The following is a 19,038-nucleotide window of genomic DNA, read 5'->3' as shown; positions in this document are numbered from 1 at the left end:
ATGCCCTGGCCCCGTAGCGTGTTCGCATGAGCATGAGCCGTGCACGGGGTACGAGGGAACGACTGGTCGTGATCGGCGGCGACGCCGCGGGGATGTCCGCGGCGTCGCAGGCCCGCCGGATGAGGGGCCCCGACGAGCTGGAGATCGTCGCCTTCGAGCGCGGCCACTTCACCTCCTTCTCGGCGTGCGGCATCCCGTACTGGGTCGGCGGCGACGTCGGCGAGCGCGAGCGGTTGATCGCCCGCACGCCCGAGGAGCACCGCGCCCGCGGCATCGACCTGCGCATGCGCACCGAGGTCACGGAGATCGACGTGGCGGGGCAGCGGGTCCGCGCGCGGGACGTCGATTCCGGCGCCGAGTCCTGGACGTCGTACGACAAACTCGTCATCGCGACCGGGGCCCGGCCGATCCGGCCCGACATGCCGGGGGTGGACGCGCCCGGGGTGCACGGGGTGCAGACCCTGGACGACGGGCAGGCGCTCCTGGACACGCTGGCACGCACGCGTGGGCGTCGTGCGGTGGTCGTCGGCGCCGGTTACATCGGCGTGGAGATGGCCGAGGCGCTGATCAACCGCGGCTACCGGGTGACGGTCGTCAACCGGGGCAGCGAGCCGATGGCCACGCTCGATCCGGACATGGGCCGCCTGGTGCACACGGCCATGGAGGGGCTCGGCATCACGATGGTGAACGACGCCGAGGTCACCAAGATCCTCACCGGCGGGGACGGCCGGGTGCGCGCGGTGGCCACCGAGGACGCCGAGTACCCGGCGGACGTGGTCGTGCTCGGCATCGGCGTGCGCCCCGAGACCGGGCTCGCCCGCGCGGCCGGGCTGCCCCTGGGCACACACGGGGGCCTGCTGACGGACCTGGCGATGCGGGTGCGCGGGCACGAGAACATCTGGGCGGGCGGCGACTGCGTCGAGGTCCTCGACCTGGTATCCGGCCAGGAGCGGCACATCGCGCTCGGCACCCACGCCAACAAGCACGGCCAGGTGATCGGCACCAACGCCGGCGGCGGCTACGCCACCTTCCCCGGCGTGGTCGGTACGGCGGTCAGCAAGGTCTGCGACCTGGAGATCGCCCGCACCGGCCTGCGCGAGAAGGACGCCCGCCGCGCGGGCCTGCGGTACGTCACGGTCACCGTCGAGTCCACCAGCCGCGCGGGCTACTACCCCGGCGCCTCCCCCATGACGGTCAAGATGCTCGCCGAACGCCGCACGGGACGGCTCCTCGGCGTCCAGATCGTCGGCAGGGAAGGCGCGGGGAAGCGCGTCGACGTGGCCGCCGTGGCCCTGACGGCCGCCATGACGGTGGACCGCATGACCTCCCTGGACCTCGGCTACGCCCCGCCGTTCAGCCCGGTCTGGGACCCGGTACTGGTAGCTGCCCGCAAGGCTTCGAAGGCGGTGGCGCACGTGCCGTGATGTGTCGTGTTCGGCTGCGGGTTCGTCGTGGCTGGTCGCTCCCCCACGCTCGGCTTCGCTCGCGCGGGGGGACCCCCATCGCGGCGGAGCCGCTGACAGATGCAGCCCCGCGCCCCTTTGGGGCGCTGTCGCACCGCAGTCGAATGCGCCAGGCCTGCCTAGGCGGTTCCGCTGATCCTCGGCAGGGACGCCACCGAGCCGCTGGAGGTGGTGGCGGCCGGCTGCTCGGCCCCCGGCTTCGCGTGCGCCGCCGCGGGCCGGGCCGAGCGCAGCCGGTGGCTCACGGCCTCGTCCAGTGTCACCGGCCGCCCCGTCTGCGCGGCGAGCCGCCCGGCCTCCTGGCCGAGCCGTGCGACGTCCTCCCAGGGAAGCCGTACCACCATGGAGATCTCCGCCTCGCCGTCGGGCAGCGCGTGCATCGAGGGAGTCACTCGGTCGTTCATCGCCTGTTCCTCACGTAGACCTGGTTGAGAAGCCATACGGGCGACACGCGCGCGGCGTTCACCGGTTTGCGCACCGCATCGGGGGCAGTAGTTCCTTGTGGTCATCCCCGTCCATGACGTGAACCCGGCGCGCCGCACCCCGTGGGTGACGTACGCGCTGATCGCCACGAACGTCTTCGTGTTCCTCTCCATGCCCGGGACGTTCGGCCTGCCCGGGGAGAGCCAACTGTCCCAGCTGTGCCAACTGCATGCGTTCCTGGACCAGTACGCGGCGGTGCCGCAGGAGTTGATCCACGGACAGACGCCCCGGACGGTCCCCACCGGAGAGGTCGGCGTCGGCCCGCAGGGCCCCGGCTGTGTCATCGGCCCGCCCGGTTACGACAAGTCGCCCGCGCTGTCCGTCCTCACGGCGCTGTTCCTGCACGGCGGCTGGCTGCACCTGCTCGGCAACATGCTGTTCCTGCTGATCTTCGGCAACAACATCGAGGACCGCATGGGCCACGTGCGGTACCTGCTCTTCTACGTCGTCTGCGGCTACGCGGCCTCCTACGGCTTCGCGTTCCTCAACTCCGAGTCGGGCGATCCCCTGATCGGCGCCTCGGGCGCCATCGCCGGGGTGCTGGGCGCCTATCTCGTGCTGTATCCGAAGGCAAGGGTGTGGGTCCTGGTGCCCTTCCTGATCTTCCTGCCGCTGCGGCTGCCCGCCTGGCTGGTGCTGGGCTTCTGGTTCGTGCTCCAGGCCGTGTACTCCTCCGGCCAGGGCGTCACCGACGCGGGCACGGTGGCGTACGCGGCGCATGTCGTCGGCTTCCTCGCGGGCATGGCGATCGCCTGGCCGCTGCGTGCGGGCACCCCGCCACCGCCGGAACCGCGCGGCCTGCTGTTCGGCAGGAAGGCGCGGCCCCGGGAGACGTGGTGAACCGGCTCAGCCGTGCTCGATCCGCACCGGGGCCGGTGCGGCGGCCAGCCAGTGGTAGCGGCGCTCGGGGCGGCCGGTCGTGCCGTACCGCAGGGAGACCCGGGCCTGGCCGGTGGCGACGAAGAACTCCAGATAACGGCGGGCGCTGACCCGGGACAGACCGGTCGCCTCGGCGCACTCCGAGGCGGACAGGCCCGCGTCGTACGCGGAGAGGTGGCAGCGCACCAGCTCGGCGGTCTGCTCGGTGACCCCCTTGGGCAGCCGGGCGGCGGCCGGAGCAGGAGCAGGGGCAGGGGCAGGAGCGGGGACGGCGGGCAGGAGGGCGTCCCCGGCCGGGGCGCCGGGCCCGGGTGAGGCCGTACCGAAGACCCGGTCGACGTCGTCCTGCTCGGGGACGGCGAGGGAGGCGAGTTCGCGGCGCTGCCGGGCGTACTGCTGGAGCCGTTCCTCCAGTACGGAGCTGTCGAACGGCTTGATGATGTAGTGGACGGCGCCGCCGCGGAGCGCGCCGCGCACGGTGGCGGCGTCCTGCGCGGCCGTCACCATCATCACGTCGGTCTCGCTGCCGGGTGCCTCGCCCGCGCGCAGCTCGCGCAGCACGTCGAGGCCGCCGATGTCGGGCAGGTAGTTGTCGAGCAGCATCAGATCCGGTGCCAGGTCCCGCGCTGCCCGCAGGGCGTCCGCGCCGTTGCGCGCCTCGCCGACGACGGTGAAGCCGGGCACCCGCTCCACGAGTCTGCGATGGATGCGGGCGATCATGAAGTCATCGTCGACGACCAGCACACGAATCATGACGGCTCCCTTCTGCCCGGACCTCGTTGTTTGTACAGCAGAGGGCCCAGGCAGTCACCAGGTGGGACACAGGTGATATCGCATCGATGCCGGGCGCTTCAGGCGGGCGGGGCGTGAACAGAAATTACAGAACCCCTGTGACCACTAGCTTCAAAACGTTCGTTAGGGCCAATAGCTGCACAACGCTCGATTCCCTTCTCGGCCGCATTTCGCGCTGTTTCCATGACGCCCCGACACCGCAACACCGTGGAAACACCCGAGAGCACAGCTGGAGGAAGCGTGTTCCGCTCAACCCCCCGAGCAGTCATGGCGGCCGTGGCCGCCGGTTCGGCCACACTTCTGCTCGCGGCCTGCGGCGAGCAGGCGACCACCGGCGCGGGCAGCGGCCCCTGGAAGCCGACCAGGCCCATCGAGTACGTCGCCCCCGCGGGCACCGGCGGCGGCTGGGACACCCTGGCCCGCACCAGCGCCCGGGTGCTGGACGAGGCGAATCTGGTCGACCGGCCGATGCGGGTGATCAACAAGCCGGGCGGCGGCGGCGCGATCGGCTGGTCGTACATCGCCCAGCACCAGGGCGACCCGCACAAGCTGTTCGTGACCAGCCCGCCGGTGCTGCTGGTGCCGCTGGCCGGCGAGTCGCCCCAGACGTACAAGGACTTCACGCCCATCGCCCGGCTCAACACCGAGCCCATGGCCTATGTGGTGAAGGCGAATTCGCCCTTCAAGACCTTCGGCGACCTGGCGTCGAAGCTCAAGTCCGCCCCGAAGAGCGTCAGCATCGCCGGCGGCTCCGGCCCCGGCAGTCTCGACCACGTCGGTCTCGCGGGCGCCGTCCAGGCGGCGGGCGCGGACGCCTCGCAGGTGAAGTACGTGCCCTTCGACGGCGGCGGCGAGGCCCTCACCGCGCTGCTCGGCGGTCACGCGGACGCCGCGGTGGCCGGCGCCTCCGAGGTGACCGGCCTGGTGAAGTCCGGCGATCTCAGGGTGCTCGCCGTGTCCACCGGGGAGCGCTCGGCGATCCTGCCGGACGCGCCCACCCTCACCGAGCAGGGCGTGGAGTACGTCTTCGACATCTGGCGCGGGGTGATGGGCCCCAAGGGCCTGAGCGAGAGCCAGATCGCCTACTACGAGGAGGCGTACAAGAAGATGATCGACAACGACGCCTGGAAGAAGGAGAGCGAGAAGCTCGGCTGGACCAACGCCTACCTCGGCAGCGCGGAGTTCGGGGCCTTCCTCGACGAGCAGAACGAGTCGTTCAGCGCGATTCTCACCGACGTCGGTCTGAAGAAGTAGGCGGCGGGGACGGCGGCACGATGCATCACTTCCGTTTCTCGCAGCGCACCCTGGCGGTCGTCATCGGCCTGGCGGCGGTCGCGTACACGATCGGGGCGTTCGGCATCCCCGAGTTCACGGCGGTTCAGACGCCGGTGCAGCCCAGCACGCTCCCCCGCGGTCTCGGGCTGTTCCTGATCGCCCTGTCGGTGGCCCTGTTCTTCCAGAAGTCCGGGCCCAAGGAGTCGGTCGAGGAGACGGCCGACGAGCCGGGCGCGCGGGAGCCGGGCGCGCAGGACAAGGACGCACAGGTCAAGGACGCGCAGGACAAGGGCACGCAGGACAAGGGCGCGCAGGCGTCGGGGCAGGGTGAGGCGCCCCGCCCCCGCTTCGGCCGCCTCTCCGATCCCCGGCTGGAGCCGGCCGTGCTGCTGCTCGCGATCTGCCTCTACGTGGCGCTGTTCGTGCCGCTCGGGTTCGTGCTCTCGACCAGCCTCTTCGTGGTCGGCACCGCCTGGTACCTCGGTTTCGCCAAGCACTGGGTGAGCGCGACGGTGGGCGTGGGGGTGTCCCTGACGCTGTACCTCGCCATGTCCGAGGGGCTCGAAGTGGCCCTGCCGACCGGGCCGCTGCCCTTCTGACCCGGACACGGACGGACCTACGTCATGGACGCTCTCAACGGACTCTTCGACGGCTTCGGGGTGGCCCTCACCCCGGCCAATCTGCTCTACGTCTTCCTCGGCGTACTCATGGGCACGGTCATCGGCATGCTGCCGGGGCTCGGCCCGATCAGCGCGATCTCGCTGATGATCCCGGTCGCCTTCACCATGGACCCCGTCTCGGCGATCATCCTGCTCTCCGGGGTCTACTACGGCGCGATCTTCGGCGGCTCGACGTCGTCGATCCTGCTCAACGCCCCCGGTGTGGCCGGCACGGTGGCCACGTCCTTCGACGGCTATCCGCTGGCCAAGCAGGGCAAGGCGGGCAAGGCGCTGGCGGTCGCCGCGTACGCCTCCTTCGCCGGCGGCACGATCGGCGTGATCGGTCTGATGGTCGTCGCGCCCTCGCTGTCGGCGCTCGCGACCAGCTTCGGCCCGGCCGAGTACTTCTCGCTGATGCTGCTCGGTCTGACCGCGGTGGTCTCCCTCTCCGGCAACAACCTCGTCAAGGGGCTGATCTCCGGCACCGTCGGTGTGATGATCGCCCTGGTCGGCATCGACTCCCAGACCTCGACGCAGCGGTTCACCTTCGGGCGGATCGAACTGTTCCAGGGCATCGAGTTCCTGATCGTGGCCCTGGGCGTGTTCGCGCTCGCCGAGGTCTTCGTGATGCTGATGAACCGCGGCAAGGACACCGGCCGGGCGAGCACCATCACCTCGCTCAGGCTGACCCGGAGCGAGGCGAAGGAGATCAGCGGCCCCGTCGGGCGCGGCTCGGTCCTCGGCTTCTTCATCGGCGTGCTGCCGGGCGCCGGGGCGACCATCGCCTCCTTCCTCTCGTACGCCTTCGAGAAGCGGCTGGCCAAGGACGGCGGCAAGGCGTTCGGCAAGGGCAGCATCAAGGGTGTGGCCGCCCCGGAGTCCGCCAACAACGCGGCCTGCACCGGGTCTTTCGTGCCGCTGATGACGCTGGGCGTGCCCGGTTCGGGTACGACGGCGGTGCTGCTGGGCGCGCTGCTGGTGCTCGGGGTGCAGCCGGGTCCGCTGCTGATGGACGAGAACCCGGACATGTTCTGGGGTGTCATCGCCAGCATGTACATCGGCAACGTCGTGCTGCTGATCCTCAACCTGCCGCTGATCCCGCTGTTCGCGAAGATCCTCAAGACCCCGCAGATGCTGCTGCTGCCGCTGGTCGTGGTCTTCTGCGTGGTCGGTGTCTACGGGCAGTCGTTCAGCACGTTCGACCTGTGGCTGCTGGTCGCCTTCGGTGTGCTGGGCTTCCTGATGCGGGCCAACGACTTCCCCGCGGCGCCGCTGATCCTGGGGCTCATCCTGGGCGGCCTGATGGAGAAGTCCATGCGGCAGGCGCTGCTGATCTCGGACGGCTCCTTCAGCACCTTCGTCACCAAGCCGATCTCCGCCGGTCTGCTCGCGGTTGCGGTGCTGTCGATGACGACGCCGCTGCTCGGTGTCTGGCGGCAGCGGCGCAGGCAGCGGCAGGTCGCCGCGGCGCCGGAGGAGCGGGTCGACGCATGACGGGTTGACGGGAACCGTCCCTCGGGCGGCAGTGCCGGGTGTACGGCGCTGCCGCCCGAGGCGGTTACCGGGCCGTCTGCGTGTGGACGTACTCCACGAGGTGGGTCAGCGCGTCCGGGTCGGTGGACGGGAGCACGCCGTGCCCGAGGTTGAAGACGTGGCCCTCCAGGCCCGCCGCCGCGTCCAGGACCTCGCGGGCCTTGGTCTCGACGGCCTCCCGGGTGGAGAACAGCAGCGTCGGGTCGAGGTTGCCCTGGAGCGCCTTGCCGGGGCCGACGCGGCGGGCGGCCTCGTCCAGCGGGACGCGCCAGTCGACGCCGACGACGTCCGCGCCGGCCTCGCCCATCAGGCCGAGCAGTTCGCCGGTGCCGACGCCGAAGTGGATGCGCGGGACGCCGTAGCCCTCGACGGCCCGGAAGACCTTGGCGGAGGCGGGCATCACGGAGCGCCGGTAGTCGGCGGGGGCCAGCGCGCCGACCCAGGAGTCGAACAGCTGGACCGCCGAGGCGCCCGCCTCGATCTGGACCTTGAGGAAGGCGGCCGTGATGTCGGCGAGCCGGTCGAGGAGGTCGGCCCACAGCTCGGGGTCGCCGTACATCATCGCCTTGGCGTTCTCGTACGTGCGCGACGGTCCGCCCTCGACGAGGTAACTCGCGAGGGTGAAAGGCGCGCCCGCGAATCCGATGAGCGGGGTGGACCCCAGCTCGCCGGTGAGCAGGCCGATGGCCTCGGTGACGTAGGAGACGTCCTCGGGGGTCAGGTCGCGCAGTCGGGCGAGGTCGGCGCGGGTGCGGACGGGCTGCTCGACGACCGGGCCGACGCCGGGCTTGATGTCGAGGTCGATGCCGATGGCCTTGAGGGGGACGACGATGTCGCTGAAGTAGATCGCGGCGTCCACGTGGTGCCGGCGGACGGGCTGGAGCGTGATCTCGGTGACCAGCTCGGGCCGCATGCAGGACTCCAGCATCGGGATGCCCTCGCGCACCTTGCGGTACTCCGGCAGGGAGCGGCCGGCCTGTCGCATGAACCACACGGGGGTGTGCGGCACGGGCTCGCGCCTGCACGCCTTCATGAAGGCGGAGTCGTACGTCGCTGTCGGCTGCGTGTCGTTGGCACTCACGGTGGTCAGTCTCGCATGGTGGCGGTGGTGCCCGACGCACGGCGTCGCGGTTCCGCGGGGCCCGCAGGGGCACGGGGAACCACGCGACCGGCCCGCGGGCTCGGGGACGTTCTCCTGGTGTCCCTCCCTGCGCGACGGCGCCGTTCCCCTTAATCTTCCCCGCATGGCTGCGGCTCAGGGACGACTGTCGGACGGCACGGGCGGGATGGATGACGCGAAGGGAACCGGGGAGGGGAGCGGGCGTACGAACAGTGCGCCGCCGGCCTTCCTGACCGCGGTGGAAGCCCTGCGCGGCAGTCGGCTGCGGCCGCAGATCGAGGTGGAGCCGACCCGGGCGCCGCAGCGGCTCGCCCCGCACGCGTACGCGTTGGAGGCCACGGTCGTCGACGGCGACCAGGACCTGGCCGACGGACGGCTGGTGCTGCTGCACGACCCGGCCGGGCACGACGCCTGGCGGGGCACGTTCCGGCTGGTGACGCTGGTGCGGGCGGAGCTGGAGGCGGAGATGGCCGCCGATCCGCTGCTGCCCGAGGTGTGCTGGTCGTGGCTGACCGGGGCGCTGCAGGCGCGCGGTCTGACGTACGGGGAGCCGAGCGGCACCGTCACGCGCGCGAGTTCCCACTACTTCGGCGGGCTGTCCGAGCGGCCGTCGGCCTCGCAGATCGAGATCCGTGCCTCCTGGACGCCGCGCGAGGGCCTGGGCGGGGTGCCGGACGCGGCGGCCCACCTGGCGGCGTGGAGCGATCTGCTCGCGCAGGTCGCGGGGCTGCCGCCGGCCGGTCCGGGTGACGCGGCGGTGGTGACGCTGCCGCAGCGCAGGGGGCCGCACTCCCGATGACCGTCTCCGCGGCGGTCTCCAGGGGCGCCCGCACGGCCGTCGCTTTGTCGACACGGCCACTTTCAGTCAGGAACGATCTCTCGAACGAACCGATTCGTTCACCGAACGATCGACCATGCGTCCGAATTGCCCTGATTGTTACTCACTAAATCGTGATCTTTCTCTAAAGGACCCCGGGTTTGGTGCCGAAGACGACTGTGACCTTGAAAGCCGTCCCCGCACCCCAGGAGGCCCGGTGTCCGTTCTTCTTGAGCAGCCCGCAAGCCTGGTCGCCTACCGCCCGAACAAGCCGACCGCCATGGTGGTCGTCGCCGATCCCCGCGTCCGCTCCACCGTCACCCGCCACCTCTGGGCACTCGGTGTCCGCGACGTCATCGAGGCCTCGTCCGTCGCGGAGGCCCGTCCCCGCATCGGCAACCCCCGCGACATCTGCGTCGCCGACGTCCACCTGCCCGACGGCTCCGGCCTGACCCTGCTGTCGGAGACCCGTGCCGCGGGCTGGCCCAACGGCCTCGCCCTGTCCGCCGCCGACGACATCGGCGCCGTCCGCAACGCCCTCGCCGGGGGCGTGAAGGGCTACGTCGTCACCGGCACCCGCACCAACGTCGGGCTCCCCACCCGACCGGGCGCCGCTCCCCTCGGCGCCGCCGCCCGGATGCACCGCCGCCCCCCGGGTGCCCCGAGCCACCCGGGCGGCTACCGCGAGCTGTCCGGCCGTGAGGTCGAGGTGCTGCGGCTGGTGGCGGAGGGCCAGTCGAACAAGGCGATCGGCGTCTCGATGGGCCTGTCCGCGCTGACCGTCAAGAGCCACCTCGCCCGCATCGCCCGCAAGCTCGGCACGGGCGACCGCGCCGGCATGGTCGCGGTCGCCCTGCGCACCGGCATCATCCACTGACCCCTCCCCCGACCCTCCCCGCTCCCCGACCCCGCCCATTCACGGACGTGAACGGATCGGCCGCCGGATCCCTCGCGTCCGTGCCCCGCCCGTCGTGAGCCGGACGATGCACCGAGCTGACTGGTTTACGACCCCCGGGCGCCCGCCGACGGAACGTTCCGTCGGCGGGCCCCGTCCACACACAGATACCCTTGACAGGTGACCGACGCCCAAGAGACCGCAGCAGACAGTTCACTGCGAACCACCGGAGGCGCCCCTCCGGACGACGGCGGATCTTCTGTTACGGGGGCGCCGAACTCTGACCCGGCCCCTGAGCCGACCCCTTTGCTCGAACCGCGCGAGGGCATTCCGCCCGTAATCGCCGACGAGGACTCCCTCGCCCGGACGATCGCCGCGTTCGCCGCCGGGTCCGGCCCCGTCGCCGTCGACGCCGAGCGCGCGTCCGGCTACCGCTACGGACAGCGCGCCTATCTCGTACAACTGCGCCGCCAGGGCGCCGGCAGCGCACTGATCGACCCCGTGGCCTGCTCCGACCTCTCCGGCCTCGGCGAGGCACTCTCCGACGCCGAGTGGGTGCTGCACGCCGCCACCCAGGACCTGCCCTGTCTCCGGGAGATAGGCATGGTGCCCACCCAGCTGTTCGACACCGAGCTGGCCGGTCGGCTCGCCGGGTTCCCCCGGGTGGGTCTCGGCGCCATGGTCGAGAGCGTCCTCGGCTTCGTCCTGGAGAAGGGGCACTCGGCCGTCGACTGGTCCACCCGTCCGCTGCCCGAGCCGTGGCTGCGCTACGCGGCCCTGGACGTCGAGCTCCTCGTCGACCTGCGCGACGCGCTGGAGAAGGAGCTGGACCGGCAGGGCAAGCTGGAGTGGGCCCGGCAGGAGTTCCACGCGATCGCCTCCGCCCCGCCGCCCGAGCCCCGCAAGGACCCCTGGCGGCGGACCTCCGGGATGCACAAGGTGCGCCGGCGCCGGCAGTTGGCCGTCGTGCGCGAGCTGTGGCAGACGCGGGACCGGATCGCCCAGCGGCGGGACGTGTCGCCGGGCAAGGTGCTCTCCGACGCGGCCATCGTGGAGGCGTCGCTCTCCCTTCCGGCCAATGTGCACGCCCTGGCCGCGCTGAACGGCTACGGGCACCGGATGGGGCGGCGGCAACTGGAGCAGTGGCAGGCCGCGGTGGACCGCGCGAAGGCGCTGCCCGAGTCGCAACTGCCGCAGCCGGGCCAGCCGGTCACCGGGCCTCCGCCCCCGCGCGCCTGGGCCGACAAGGACCCCGCGGCCGCGGCACGCCTGTCGGCGGCCCGGGCCGGGGTCTCGGCGCTGGCGGAGCGGCTGAACATGCCGCAGGAGAACCTGATCACGCCGGACACGGTCCGGCGGGTCTGCTGGGAGCCGCCCGCGGTCGTGGACGCGGAGTCCGTGGGGGCCGCGCTCGCCGGGTTCGGGGCGCGGCCCTGGCAGGTCGAGCAGGTCACACCGATTCTCGTGGCCGCGCTGTCCGCCTGATCGCCACAGGGGCGGCGACGGGCTTGACGGTCTTCCCCCGGTGACGGGCGCGGTGCGGTATCTCGCCGCGCTCGGTCACCGGTGGATCGCGCGGTCGGCGGCGCGGCGGCCCTCGGCACACGGAGATCCGAACGACCGCGTCCGACGAGGCGGCGCGGGCGCTCGGACCGGCCGGGGCCTTTCGGTGGCGGCCGAGACGGGCACGTGTGTGTCGGCCGACGTGTCGCTGCCGGCCGTGGGACGACTCCCGACTGTGTCGGCCGACGCCTCCGCCCCTGATCGTCATGAGCCATGACGATCAGCGGGAAGGGGCCGGGGCAGCGCCCCGTGCCCCCTGCCGGTGTGCACTCCGCGCGGTTCGACGACACCTCCGCGGATGTGACGTTCACCGCTTGGACCTCCGGGGCTGTGCAGCTACGTTACCCATAAGTAGCATGGGCGCTGAGCGCGCGCTCAGCGCTTGCGCAGTGCAGCAGTGCCATCCCGCATCTGGAGGAGAGCCATCGTGCCTCGTACCGTCAGGGACGTCGTCTTCGTCGACGGCGTCCGCACCCCGTTCGGCAAGGCGGGCCCGAAGGGCATCTACCACGAGACCCGCGCCGACGACCTTGTCGTGAAGGCGATCCGGGAGCTGCTGCGCCGCAACCCCGGTCTCGACCCCAAGAAGATCGACGAGGTCGCCATCGCCGCGACCACGCAGATCGGCGACCAGGGCCTCACCCTCGGCCGCACGGCCGGCATCCTCGCGGGCCTGCCGCAGTCGGTGCCCGGCTACTCCATCGACCGGATGTGCGCCGGCGCCCTGACCGCCGTGACGACCACCGCCGGTTCCATCGCCTTCGGCGCCTACGACGCCGTCATCGCCGGCGGTGTCGAGCACATGGGCCGCCACCCGATGGGCGAGGGCGTCGACCCGAACCCGCGGTTCGTCAGCGAGAAGCTGGTCGACGAGTCGGCGCTGTTCATGGGCATGACCGCCGAGAACCTGCACGACCGCTACCCGACGATCACCAAGCAGCGCGCCGACGAGTACGCCGTGCGCTCGCAGGAGAAGGCCGCCAAGGCGTACGCCAACGGCAAGATCCAGCAGGACCTGGTGCCGATCTCGGTGCGCCGCACCAACGCCGAGGCCGGTGAGACGGGCTGGGGCCTGGTCACCGCCGACGAGCCGATGCGCCCGGGGACCACGCTGGAGAACCTGGCCGGCCTGAAGACCCCGTTCCGCGTCCACGGCCGGGTCACCGCCGGTAACGCGGCCGGTCTGAACGACGGCGCCACCGCGTCGATCATCGCGAGCGAGGACTTCGCCCGCGAGCACAACCTGCCGGTGAAGATGCGCCTGGTCTCCTACGCCTTCGCGGGCGTCGAGCCGGAGGTCATGGGCTACGGCCCGATCCCGGCCACCGAGAAGGCCCTCGCCCAGGCCGGTCTGTCGATCGAGGACATCAACCTCTTCGAGATCAACGAGGCCTTCGCCGTCCAGGTGCTCGCCTTCCTGGAGCACTACGGCATCGCCGACGACGACGCGCGCGTCAACCAGTACGGCGGCGCCATCGCGTACGGCCACCCGCTCGCCTCCTCCGGCGTCCGTCTGATGACGCAGCTGGCCCGCCAGTTCGAGGAGCAGCCGGAGGTCCGCTACGGCCTCACCACCATGTGCGTCGGCTTCGGCATGGGCGCCACGGTGATCTGGGAGAACCCGCACCACAAGGACGCCGGAGGCGACAAGTGAGCACCACTGAACTCCTCAAGGGCGCGGCCGAGCTCTTCCCCGACGAGGTCGTGACGTCCGCGCACGTACGCCACCTCGACCTGCCGGGCGGCGCCGGGCGCTTCGCGCTCATCACGCTGGACAACGGCTTCGACCACACCAAGCCGACCACCTTCGGCCCGGCCTCGCTGGCGAACCTCAACGCCGCCGTCGACCAGGTCGAGCGGGAGGCCGCGGACGGCGACATCGTCGGCGTCGGCATCACCGGCAAGCCGTTCATCTTCGCGGTCGGCGCCGACCTCAAGGGCGTCGAGCTGCTCAAGGAGCACAAGGACGCGCTCGCCATCGGCAAGGGCGGCCACGAGGTCTTCAAGCGCCTCGCGGGTCTCGCGGTGCCGACCTTCGCGTACTACAACGGCGCGGCCATGGGCGGCGGCGTCGAGGTCGGTCTGCACTGCACGTACCGGACCGTCTCCAAGGCGCTCCCCGCCTTCTCCCTCCCCGAGGTCTTCCTGGGCCTGGTCCCGGGCTGGGGCGGCTGCACGATCCTGCCGAACCTGATCGGCGCCGACAAGGCCGTCTCGGTGATCATCGAGAACAGCCTCAACCAGAACAAGCAGCTCAAGGGCCAGCAGGTCTTCGACCTCGGCATCGCCGACGCCATCTTCGAGGGCGCCGACTTCCTGGAGCAGTCGCTGGTCTGGACCGCCCAGGTGCTGAAGGGCGAGGTCGAGGTCGAGCGTCCGGTGATCGACCGCGGCGAGACCTGGGACCAGGCCGTCGCCAAGGGCCGTTTCATCGCGGACTCCAAGGTGCACGGCGCGGCCCCGGCCGCCTACCGCGCCCTGGACATCATCGCCGCCGCCAAGAACGGCGACCTCCAGCAGGGCTACGACGCCGAGGACGTGGCGCTCGCCGACCTGATCATGGGTGGCGAACTGCGCGCCGGCATCTACGCGTTCAACCTGGTGCAGAAGCGCGGCAAGCGTCCCGCGGGCGCCCCGGACAAGAACCTGGCGCGTCCGGTCACCAAGGTCGGCGTCGTCGGCGCCGGTCTGATGGCCTCGCAGCTCGCCCTGCTCTTCCTGCGCCGCCTCGAGGTGCCGGTCGTGCTGACCGACATCGACCAGGAGCGCGTCGACAAGGGTGTGGGCTACGTCCACGCCGAGATCGACAAGCTGCTCGGCAAGGGCCGTATCAACCAGGACAAGGCCAACCGTCTGAAGGCCCTGGTCACGGGTGTCCTGGACAAGGCCGAGGGCTTCGCGGACGCGGACTTCATCATCGAGGCCGTGTTCGAGGAGATCGGCGTCAAGCAGCAGGTGTTCGCGGAGGTCGAGGCGGTCGCCCCGGCGCACGCGATCCTCGCCACCAACACCTCCTCGCTGTCGGTGACCGAGATGGCGTCGAAGCTGAAGAACCCCGAGCGGGTCGTCGGCTTCCACTTCTTCAACCCGGTCGCGATCCTGCCGCTGCTGGAGATCGTCCGCGGCGAGCAGACCGACGACGCCTCGCTGGCCACGGCGTTCGCCGTCGCCAAGAAGCTGAAGAAGACCGCGGTTCTGGTCAAGGACGCCCCGGCGTTCGTCGTGAACCGCATCCTCACCCGCTTCATGGGCGAGATCCAGAACGTCATCGACGAGGGCACCCCGGTCGAGGTCGCGGAGAAGGCGGTGGAGCCGCTGGGCCTGCCGATGTCCCCGCTGGTCCTGCTGGAGCTGGTCGGCCCCGCGATCGGTCTGCACGTCTCCGAGACGCTCAACAAGGCGTTCCCGGACCGCTTCACGGTCTCCCCGAACCTCGCGGCCGTCGTCAAGGCGGGCAAGCGCGGCTTCTACGTCTACGACAGCGGCAAGCCGGAGCTGGACCCGGAGGTCGCGGCGCTGCTGAAGCAGGGCGACGTCGTGCTGACCGAGGAGCAAGTGCGCGAGCGGGTGCTCGACGCGGTGGCGCAGGAGATCGGGCTCATGCTCGACGAGGGTGTCGTCGCCGAGGCCCAGGACATCGACCTGTGCCTGATCACGGGCGCCGGCTGGCCCTTCCACCTGGGCGGCATCACGCCGTACCTGGACCGTGAGGGTGTCTCGGAGCGCGTGAACGGCAAGAAGTTCCTGGCGCCGGGTCTGGCCTCGGTGCCGGCGTAACGGTAGCTGCGCGAAGGGGGCCTTCGCCTCCGCCGGTCGGCGGAGGCGAAGGCCCCCTTTCCGTCGCTCAGAGCTCCTGCCAGGCCGCCAGGGCCAGCCCCGGCTCGTCCTTCTGCCGGGCCAGCCGCAGCACGCCGTCCGGGGTCATGGAGGCGGCCACGACGCGGCCCTCGGCGTCCTGCGCGAGGGCGACGCGGCTGCCTGCCGGGAGCTGGGGGCCGGACTCGGTCCACCACAGGCCCGCCGACTCCCCCTGCGTCGGGTAGGCGGCGAACGCCACGCGGCCGGAGGCCGAACGCTGGGCGAGGACCGTGCAGTCGTGGCCCGCCAGGTCGCAGCGCAGGGTGGCCACCGGGCCGGGGCCCGCGGCGGCGAGGAGGGCGATCGGGTCGCCGCCCGGCCGCCAGGCGTACAGCATGCCCTCCGGGTCCGCGAAGAACAGCGTCGTGTGCTCCTTCGAGGTCGGCAGCGCGCTCAGCGTGCCCGGCTCGACGCGGGCGGCCAGCGGGTCGGCGGCCTGCGGGCGGGCGGCGGGCTCCTGCTGGTGCCAGCGCAGGACGCCGACGGGGCTGGTGGCGTACACCTCGACCAGGCCCGACTCCCCGGTGACGGCGACGAGGTCCTCGCTCACCTTGGAGCCCCTCAGATCGCGCCAGGCCGTCCAGCCGCCGCGTACCTTCTGGTTGACGATGTGGACGCCCTTGCCGCGGTTGCGCACGAAGACGTGCGCGCGTCCCTCGGCGTCCACCGCGACGGCGGGTGTGCCGGTGCGTGCGCCCTGCTTGTTGGGGTGGCCGATCGGGAGCCAGTCCAGGGGCGCGAGCAGGGGGCGGAAGTGCGTGGAGTGCACGAGGGCCGACTCGCCCCCGTCGGTGGGGCGCCAGGCGACGAGGTGTGCGTAGCCGTCGGCGCCGCGGCCGATCGCGCAGCCCCGCTGCACCGGCTGGTCGCCGCCGACGCGGCGCGGGGGGTCCCAGGCGCCGCCGGGCACCCCCGGGGTCCGTTCCGCCCGGCACAGGACGGCGTCCTGCGTCGGCCAGTAGACGGTGAGGCGGCCGTCTCGGCCGCGTATGAGCCAGTCGCCGTTCACCGGATCACTCTAAACGGGGGCGTCCCGGGCACCGCGTGCGACCCTGGCCCCATGGACGACAACTCTCCTCCCCTGCTGGTGATCGTCGATGCCGCGAACGTCGTCGGGTCGGTGCCCGACGGGTGGTGGCGGGACCGGCGGGGGGCCGCGGAGCGGCTGCGGGACCGGTTGGCGGCGGACGGGGTGCCGGGGCGGGCGGGACCGGTGGAGATCGTCCTGGTGGTGGAGGGAGCCGCTCGGGGTGTCGCCTCCGTACCGGGGGTTCGGGTCGAGTCGGCTGCCGGCAGCGGCGACGACCACATGGTCGACCTTGTCGCCACCCGGCCTTCCGACCACCCCTGCCTCGTCGTCACCGCCGACCGTGAACTTCGCCGCCGGGTCACAGACCTGGGCGCAGAGGTGACGGGCCCACGCACGGTACGTCCGTGATGGCGCCGGGGGTGGGCCGCGCAGCCCGGCGCCAACGGGGTGCCGCCTGCGCCCACCCGTGCCGCCCCAGGCGGCACGCATGCCCGCAGCCTGAGCGCCCCAAAGGGGCGCGGGGAACTGCGCGATCAGCCCCCGCCGGGCCGCAGGCTGAGCGGAGACGAGGTCGGCGCCGGGCGGGGGTCCCACCACCGGGTGAGGGTGGTGGGACCGGACCGGCGACGGGACGTTCAGTCGCGCGCGGGCTCCACCGAGTCGACCTCCGCCGCCGCACGGTCGTACCGTCCGTCCAGCTTGGAGACGAGGCCGGTGACCTGCCGGGCGATGTCGGGCGCGGTCAGCCCGATCTCCGCCATGACCTCGGCACGCGAGGCGTGGTCGAGGAACCGCGGCGGGATGCCGAAGTCGCGCAGCGGTACGTCGACACCGGCGTCCCGCAGTGCCTGGGCGACGGCGGAGCCGACGCCGCCGACGCGGGAGTTGTCCTCGACGGTGACGACCACGCGGTGCCGCTCGGCGAGCGGGGCCATGGCCTCGTCGACGGGCTTGACCCAGCGCGGGTCGACAACGGTGGTGGAGATGCCCTGCTGGTCGAGGAGAGAGGCGATCTCCAGGCACATCGGGGCCAGGGCGCCCACCGAGACGAGCAGCACGTCCGGCCGGTCGGTGCCCGGCTCGCGCAGCACGTCCATGCCGCCGACGCGGCCCACGGCCGGTACGGCGGGACCGACCGCGCCCTTGGAGAAGCGGACCACGGTCGGCGCGTCGGTGACCTCGACGGCCTCGCGCAGCTGGGCGCGGACCTGGTCGGCGTCGCGCGGGGCGGCGAGCCGCAGGCCGGGGACGACCTGGAGGATCGACATGTCCCACATGCCGTTGTGGGAGGCGCCGTCGGTACCGGTGATGCCTGCCCGGTCCAGGACGAAGGTCACCCCGCACTTGTGCAGGGCCACGTCCATCAGCACCTGGTCGAAGGCGCGGTTGAGGAAGGTGGCGTACACCGCGAAGACGGGGTGCACTCCCCCGGTCGCCAGGCCCGCCGCGGAGACGGCACCGTGCTGCTCGGCGATGCCGACGTCGTAGACCCGCTCGGGGAACTTCTTGGCGAACTTGTCCAGGCCGACCGGCTGGAGCATGGCGGCGGTGATGGCGACGATGTCGTCCCGCTCCTCGCCGAGCCTGACCATCTCCTCTCCGAAGACGGAGGTCCAGTCGGCGCCGGAGGTGGCGATCGGCAGGCCCGTGTCGGGGTGGATCTTGCCGACGGCGTGGAAGCGGTCGGCCTCGTCCTGGAGGGCGGGCTGGTAGCCGCGGCCCTTCTCCGTGAGGCAGTGCACGATGACGGGGCCACCGAAGCGCTTGGCGCGGGCGAGGGCGGACTCCAGGGCCTCGATGTCGTGGCCGTCGATCGGGCCGACGTACTTCAGGCCGAGGTCCTCGAACATGCCCTGCGGGGCGATGAAGTCCTTCAGGCCCTTCTTGGCGCCGTGGAGGGTCTCGTACAGGGGCCTGCCGACGACCGGGGTGCGCTCCAGGAGGTCCTTGCCGCGGGCCAGGAAGCGCTCGTAGCCGTCGGTGGTGCGCAGGGTTGCCAGGTGGTTGGCGAGGCCGCCGATGGTCGGCGCGTAGGAGCGCTCGTTGTCGTTGACGACGATGACCAGCGGGCGGTCCTTGGCGTCGGCGATGTTGTTCAGCGCCTCCCAGGCCATGCCGCCGGTGAGGGCGCCGTCACCGATCACGGCGACGACGTGGTCGTCCCGCTGCCGGATCTGGTTGGCCTTCGCCAGGCCGTCGGCCCAGCCGAGGACCGTGGAGGCGTGGCTGTTCTCGATCACGTCGTGCTCGGACTCGGCCTGCGAGGGGTAGCCGGACAGGCCGCCCTTCATCTTCAGCCGGGAGAAGTCCTGGCGGCCGGTGAGGAGCTTGTGCACGTAGGACTGGTGGCCGGTGTCCCACAGCACCTTGTCCTTCGGGGACTCGAAGACCCGGTGCAGCGCAATGGTCAGCTCCACCACCCCGAGGTTGGGGCCGAGGTGGCCGCCGGTCTTGGAGACCGCGTCGACGAGGAAGGTCCTGATCTCGCCGGCCAGCTGGTCCAGCTGCTCCAGGCTGAGCCGGTCCAGATCGCGCGGTCCCCTGATGCGGGTCAGCAGCGGCACCCGTGCCTCCTTGCAGTAGAGCTGTTGCCGGGCTTGTCGAGTCTAATGTTCCGTCTTCGCGGACGGTTCCCGGGCTGTGCGTCGTACGTCACGCGATCGGCTGTACC

At 71.7% G+C, this 19,038-nt stretch carries 16 protein-coding genes; 11 read left to right on the top strand and 5 right to left on the bottom strand.

The features are described 5' to 3' along the window. Nucleotides 1–26 precede the first annotated feature (26 nt). On the top strand, nucleotides 27–1,424 hold the full coding sequence (locus ICC28_RS06405; protein WP_188287423.1) for an FAD-dependent oxidoreductase: 1,398 nt from the start codon (nucleotides 27–29) through the stop codon (nucleotides 1,422–1,424). Nucleotides 1,425–1,582: 158 nt separating this feature from the next. Here the strand turns inward: ICC28_RS06405 and ICC28_RS06400 are convergent, their stop codons facing one another. Next, nucleotides 1,583–1,867 carry a hypothetical protein gene (locus tag ICC28_RS06400; protein WP_188287422.1) on the bottom strand — a complete coding sequence of 95 codons (285 nt, stop codon included), beginning with the start codon at nucleotides 1,865–1,867 and terminating at the stop codon, nucleotides 1,583–1,585. Nucleotides 1,868–1,964: 97 nt separating this feature from the next. On the opposite strand from ICC28_RS06400, the gene ICC28_RS06395 reads away from it, so the two are divergent. Continuing rightward, on the top strand, nucleotides 1,965–2,786 hold the full coding sequence (locus ICC28_RS06395) for a rhomboid family intramembrane serine protease (RefSeq protein ID WP_188287421.1): 822 nt from the start codon (nucleotides 1,965–1,967) through the stop codon (nucleotides 2,784–2,786). A gap of 6 nt (nucleotides 2,787–2,792) precedes the next feature. Here ICC28_RS06395 and ICC28_RS06390 read toward each other — a convergent pair whose 3' ends face one another. Beyond that, the gene (locus ICC28_RS06390; RefSeq protein ID WP_188287420.1) at nucleotides 2,793–3,578 is read right to left on the bottom strand and encodes a response regulator; all 786 of its coding nucleotides are present in this window, start codon (nucleotides 3,576–3,578) and stop codon (nucleotides 2,793–2,795) included. 279 nt (nucleotides 3,579–3,857) lie between these two features. Here ICC28_RS06390 and ICC28_RS06385 point away from each other — a divergent pair, with 279 nt between their 5' ends. The 3 genes from ICC28_RS06385 to ICC28_RS06375 are packed head-to-tail and all read left to right on the top strand — an operon-like array spanning nucleotide 3,858 to nucleotide 7,045. Next, nucleotides 3,858–4,871, top strand: coding sequence for a tripartite tricarboxylate transporter substrate binding protein (locus tag ICC28_RS06385; protein ID WP_317453965.1), 1,014 nt, complete (start codon nucleotides 3,858–3,860; stop codon nucleotides 4,869–4,871). 20 nt (nucleotides 4,872–4,891) lie between these two features. Beyond that, on the top strand, nucleotides 4,892–5,491 hold the full coding sequence (locus tag ICC28_RS06380; RefSeq protein ID WP_188287419.1) for a tripartite tricarboxylate transporter TctB family protein: 600 nt from the start codon (nucleotides 4,892–4,894) through the stop codon (nucleotides 5,489–5,491). A gap of 24 nt (nucleotides 5,492–5,515) precedes the next feature. Next, nucleotides 5,516–7,045, top strand: coding sequence for a tripartite tricarboxylate transporter permease (locus tag ICC28_RS06375; protein ID WP_188287418.1), 1,530 nt, complete (start codon nucleotides 5,516–5,518; stop codon nucleotides 7,043–7,045). Nucleotides 7,046–7,109: 64 nt separating this feature from the next. Here ICC28_RS06375 and hemE read toward each other — a convergent pair whose 3' ends face one another. Further along, a complete protein-coding gene (gene hemE / locus ICC28_RS06370; protein WP_188287417.1) occupies nucleotides 7,110–8,165 on the bottom strand; it encodes a uroporphyrinogen decarboxylase in 1,056 nt (351 codons plus the stop codon). Between the two features lie 163 nt (nucleotides 8,166–8,328). Here hemE and ICC28_RS06365 point away from each other — a divergent pair, with 163 nt between their 5' ends. The 5 genes from ICC28_RS06365 to ICC28_RS06345 all read left to right on the top strand — a co-directional run bounded on the left by ICC28_RS06365 (nucleotide 8,329) and on the right by ICC28_RS06345 (nucleotide 15,256). Beyond that, the gene (locus tag ICC28_RS06365) at nucleotides 8,329–9,003 is read left to right on the top strand and encodes a DUF3000 domain-containing protein (RefSeq protein ID WP_188287416.1); all 675 of its coding nucleotides are present in this window, start codon (nucleotides 8,329–8,331) and stop codon (nucleotides 9,001–9,003) included. Between the two features lie 235 nt (nucleotides 9,004–9,238). Next, complete coding sequence (locus tag ICC28_RS06360) at nucleotides 9,239–9,898, top strand: response regulator transcription factor (RefSeq protein WP_188287415.1); 660 nt, start codon at nucleotides 9,239–9,241, stop codon at nucleotides 9,896–9,898. 198 nt (nucleotides 9,899–10,096) lie between these two features. Further along, nucleotides 10,097–11,401, top strand: coding sequence for a ribonuclease D (locus ICC28_RS06355; protein ID WP_188287414.1), 1,305 nt, complete (start codon nucleotides 10,097–10,099; stop codon nucleotides 11,399–11,401). A 505-nt stretch (nucleotides 11,402–11,906) separates the two neighbouring features. Then, nucleotides 11,907–13,133, top strand: coding sequence for a thiolase family protein (locus ICC28_RS06350; RefSeq protein WP_188287413.1), 1,227 nt, complete (start codon nucleotides 11,907–11,909; stop codon nucleotides 13,131–13,133). Next, nucleotides 13,130–15,256: a 3-hydroxyacyl-CoA dehydrogenase NAD-binding domain-containing protein gene (locus ICC28_RS06345; protein WP_188287412.1), complete on the top strand. Its 2,127-nt coding sequence runs from the start codon at nucleotides 13,130–13,132 to the stop codon at nucleotides 15,254–15,256. The genes ICC28_RS06350 and ICC28_RS06345 overlap by 4 nt, the downstream gene beginning before the upstream one ends. 67 nt (nucleotides 15,257–15,323) lie before the next feature. On the opposite strand, the gene ICC28_RS06340 is transcribed toward ICC28_RS06345, so the two are convergent. Continuing rightward, nucleotides 15,324–16,346 (bottom strand): hypothetical protein, encoded by a 1,023-nt coding sequence (locus tag ICC28_RS06340; protein WP_188287411.1) that lies wholly within the window; start codon nucleotides 16,344–16,346, stop codon nucleotides 15,324–15,326. Nucleotides 16,347–16,397: 51 nt separating this feature from the next. Here ICC28_RS06340 and ICC28_RS06335 point away from each other — a divergent pair, with 51 nt between their 5' ends. Further along, entirely contained in the window at nucleotides 16,398–16,775 is a 378-nt protein-coding gene (locus tag ICC28_RS06335; protein ID WP_188287410.1) for an NTP pyrophosphohydrolase, read from the top strand. A gap of 227 nt (nucleotides 16,776–17,002) precedes the next feature. Here the strand turns inward: ICC28_RS06335 and dxs are convergent, their stop codons facing one another. Next, nucleotides 17,003–18,931: a 1-deoxy-D-xylulose-5-phosphate synthase gene (dxs, locus tag ICC28_RS06330; RefSeq protein WP_188287409.1), complete on the bottom strand. Its 1,929-nt coding sequence runs from the start codon at nucleotides 18,929–18,931 to the stop codon at nucleotides 17,003–17,005. Nucleotides 18,932–19,038: the final 107 nt, after the last annotated feature.

Source organism: Streptomyces sp. TRM68416 (assembly GCF_014596915.1).
Taxonomy (GTDB): domain Bacteria; phylum Actinomycetota; class Actinomycetes; order Streptomycetales; family Streptomycetaceae; genus Streptomyces.
This window is presented reverse-complemented; position numbering and strand designations above follow the sequence as displayed.

What these genes read in the sequence shown, in the direction of transcription:
- ICC28_RS06405 (WP_188287423.1), top strand. Translation starts at nt 27, where the DNA reads ATGAGCATGAGCCGTGCACGGGGTACGAGGGAACGACTGGTCGTGATC.
- ICC28_RS06400 (WP_188287422.1), bottom strand. Translation starts at nt 1,867, where the DNA reads ATGAACGACCGAGTGACTCCCTCGATGCACGCGCTGCCCGACGGCGAG.
- ICC28_RS06390 (WP_188287420.1), bottom strand. Translation starts at nt 3,578, where the DNA reads ATGATTCGTGTGCTGGTCGTCGACGATGACTTCATGATCGCCCGCATC.
- ICC28_RS06380 (WP_188287419.1), top strand. Translation starts at nt 4,892, where the DNA reads ATGCATCACTTCCGTTTCTCGCAGCGCACCCTGGCGGTCGTCATCGGC.
- ICC28_RS06375 (WP_188287418.1), top strand. Translation starts at nt 5,516, where the DNA reads ATGGACGCTCTCAACGGACTCTTCGACGGCTTCGGGGTGGCCCTCACC.
- ICC28_RS06365 (WP_188287416.1), top strand. Translation starts at nt 8,329, where the DNA reads ATGGCTGCGGCTCAGGGACGACTGTCGGACGGCACGGGCGGGATGGAT.
- ICC28_RS06335 (WP_188287410.1), top strand. Translation starts at nt 16,398, where the DNA reads ATGGACGACAACTCTCCTCCCCTGCTGGTGATCGTCGATGCCGCGAAC.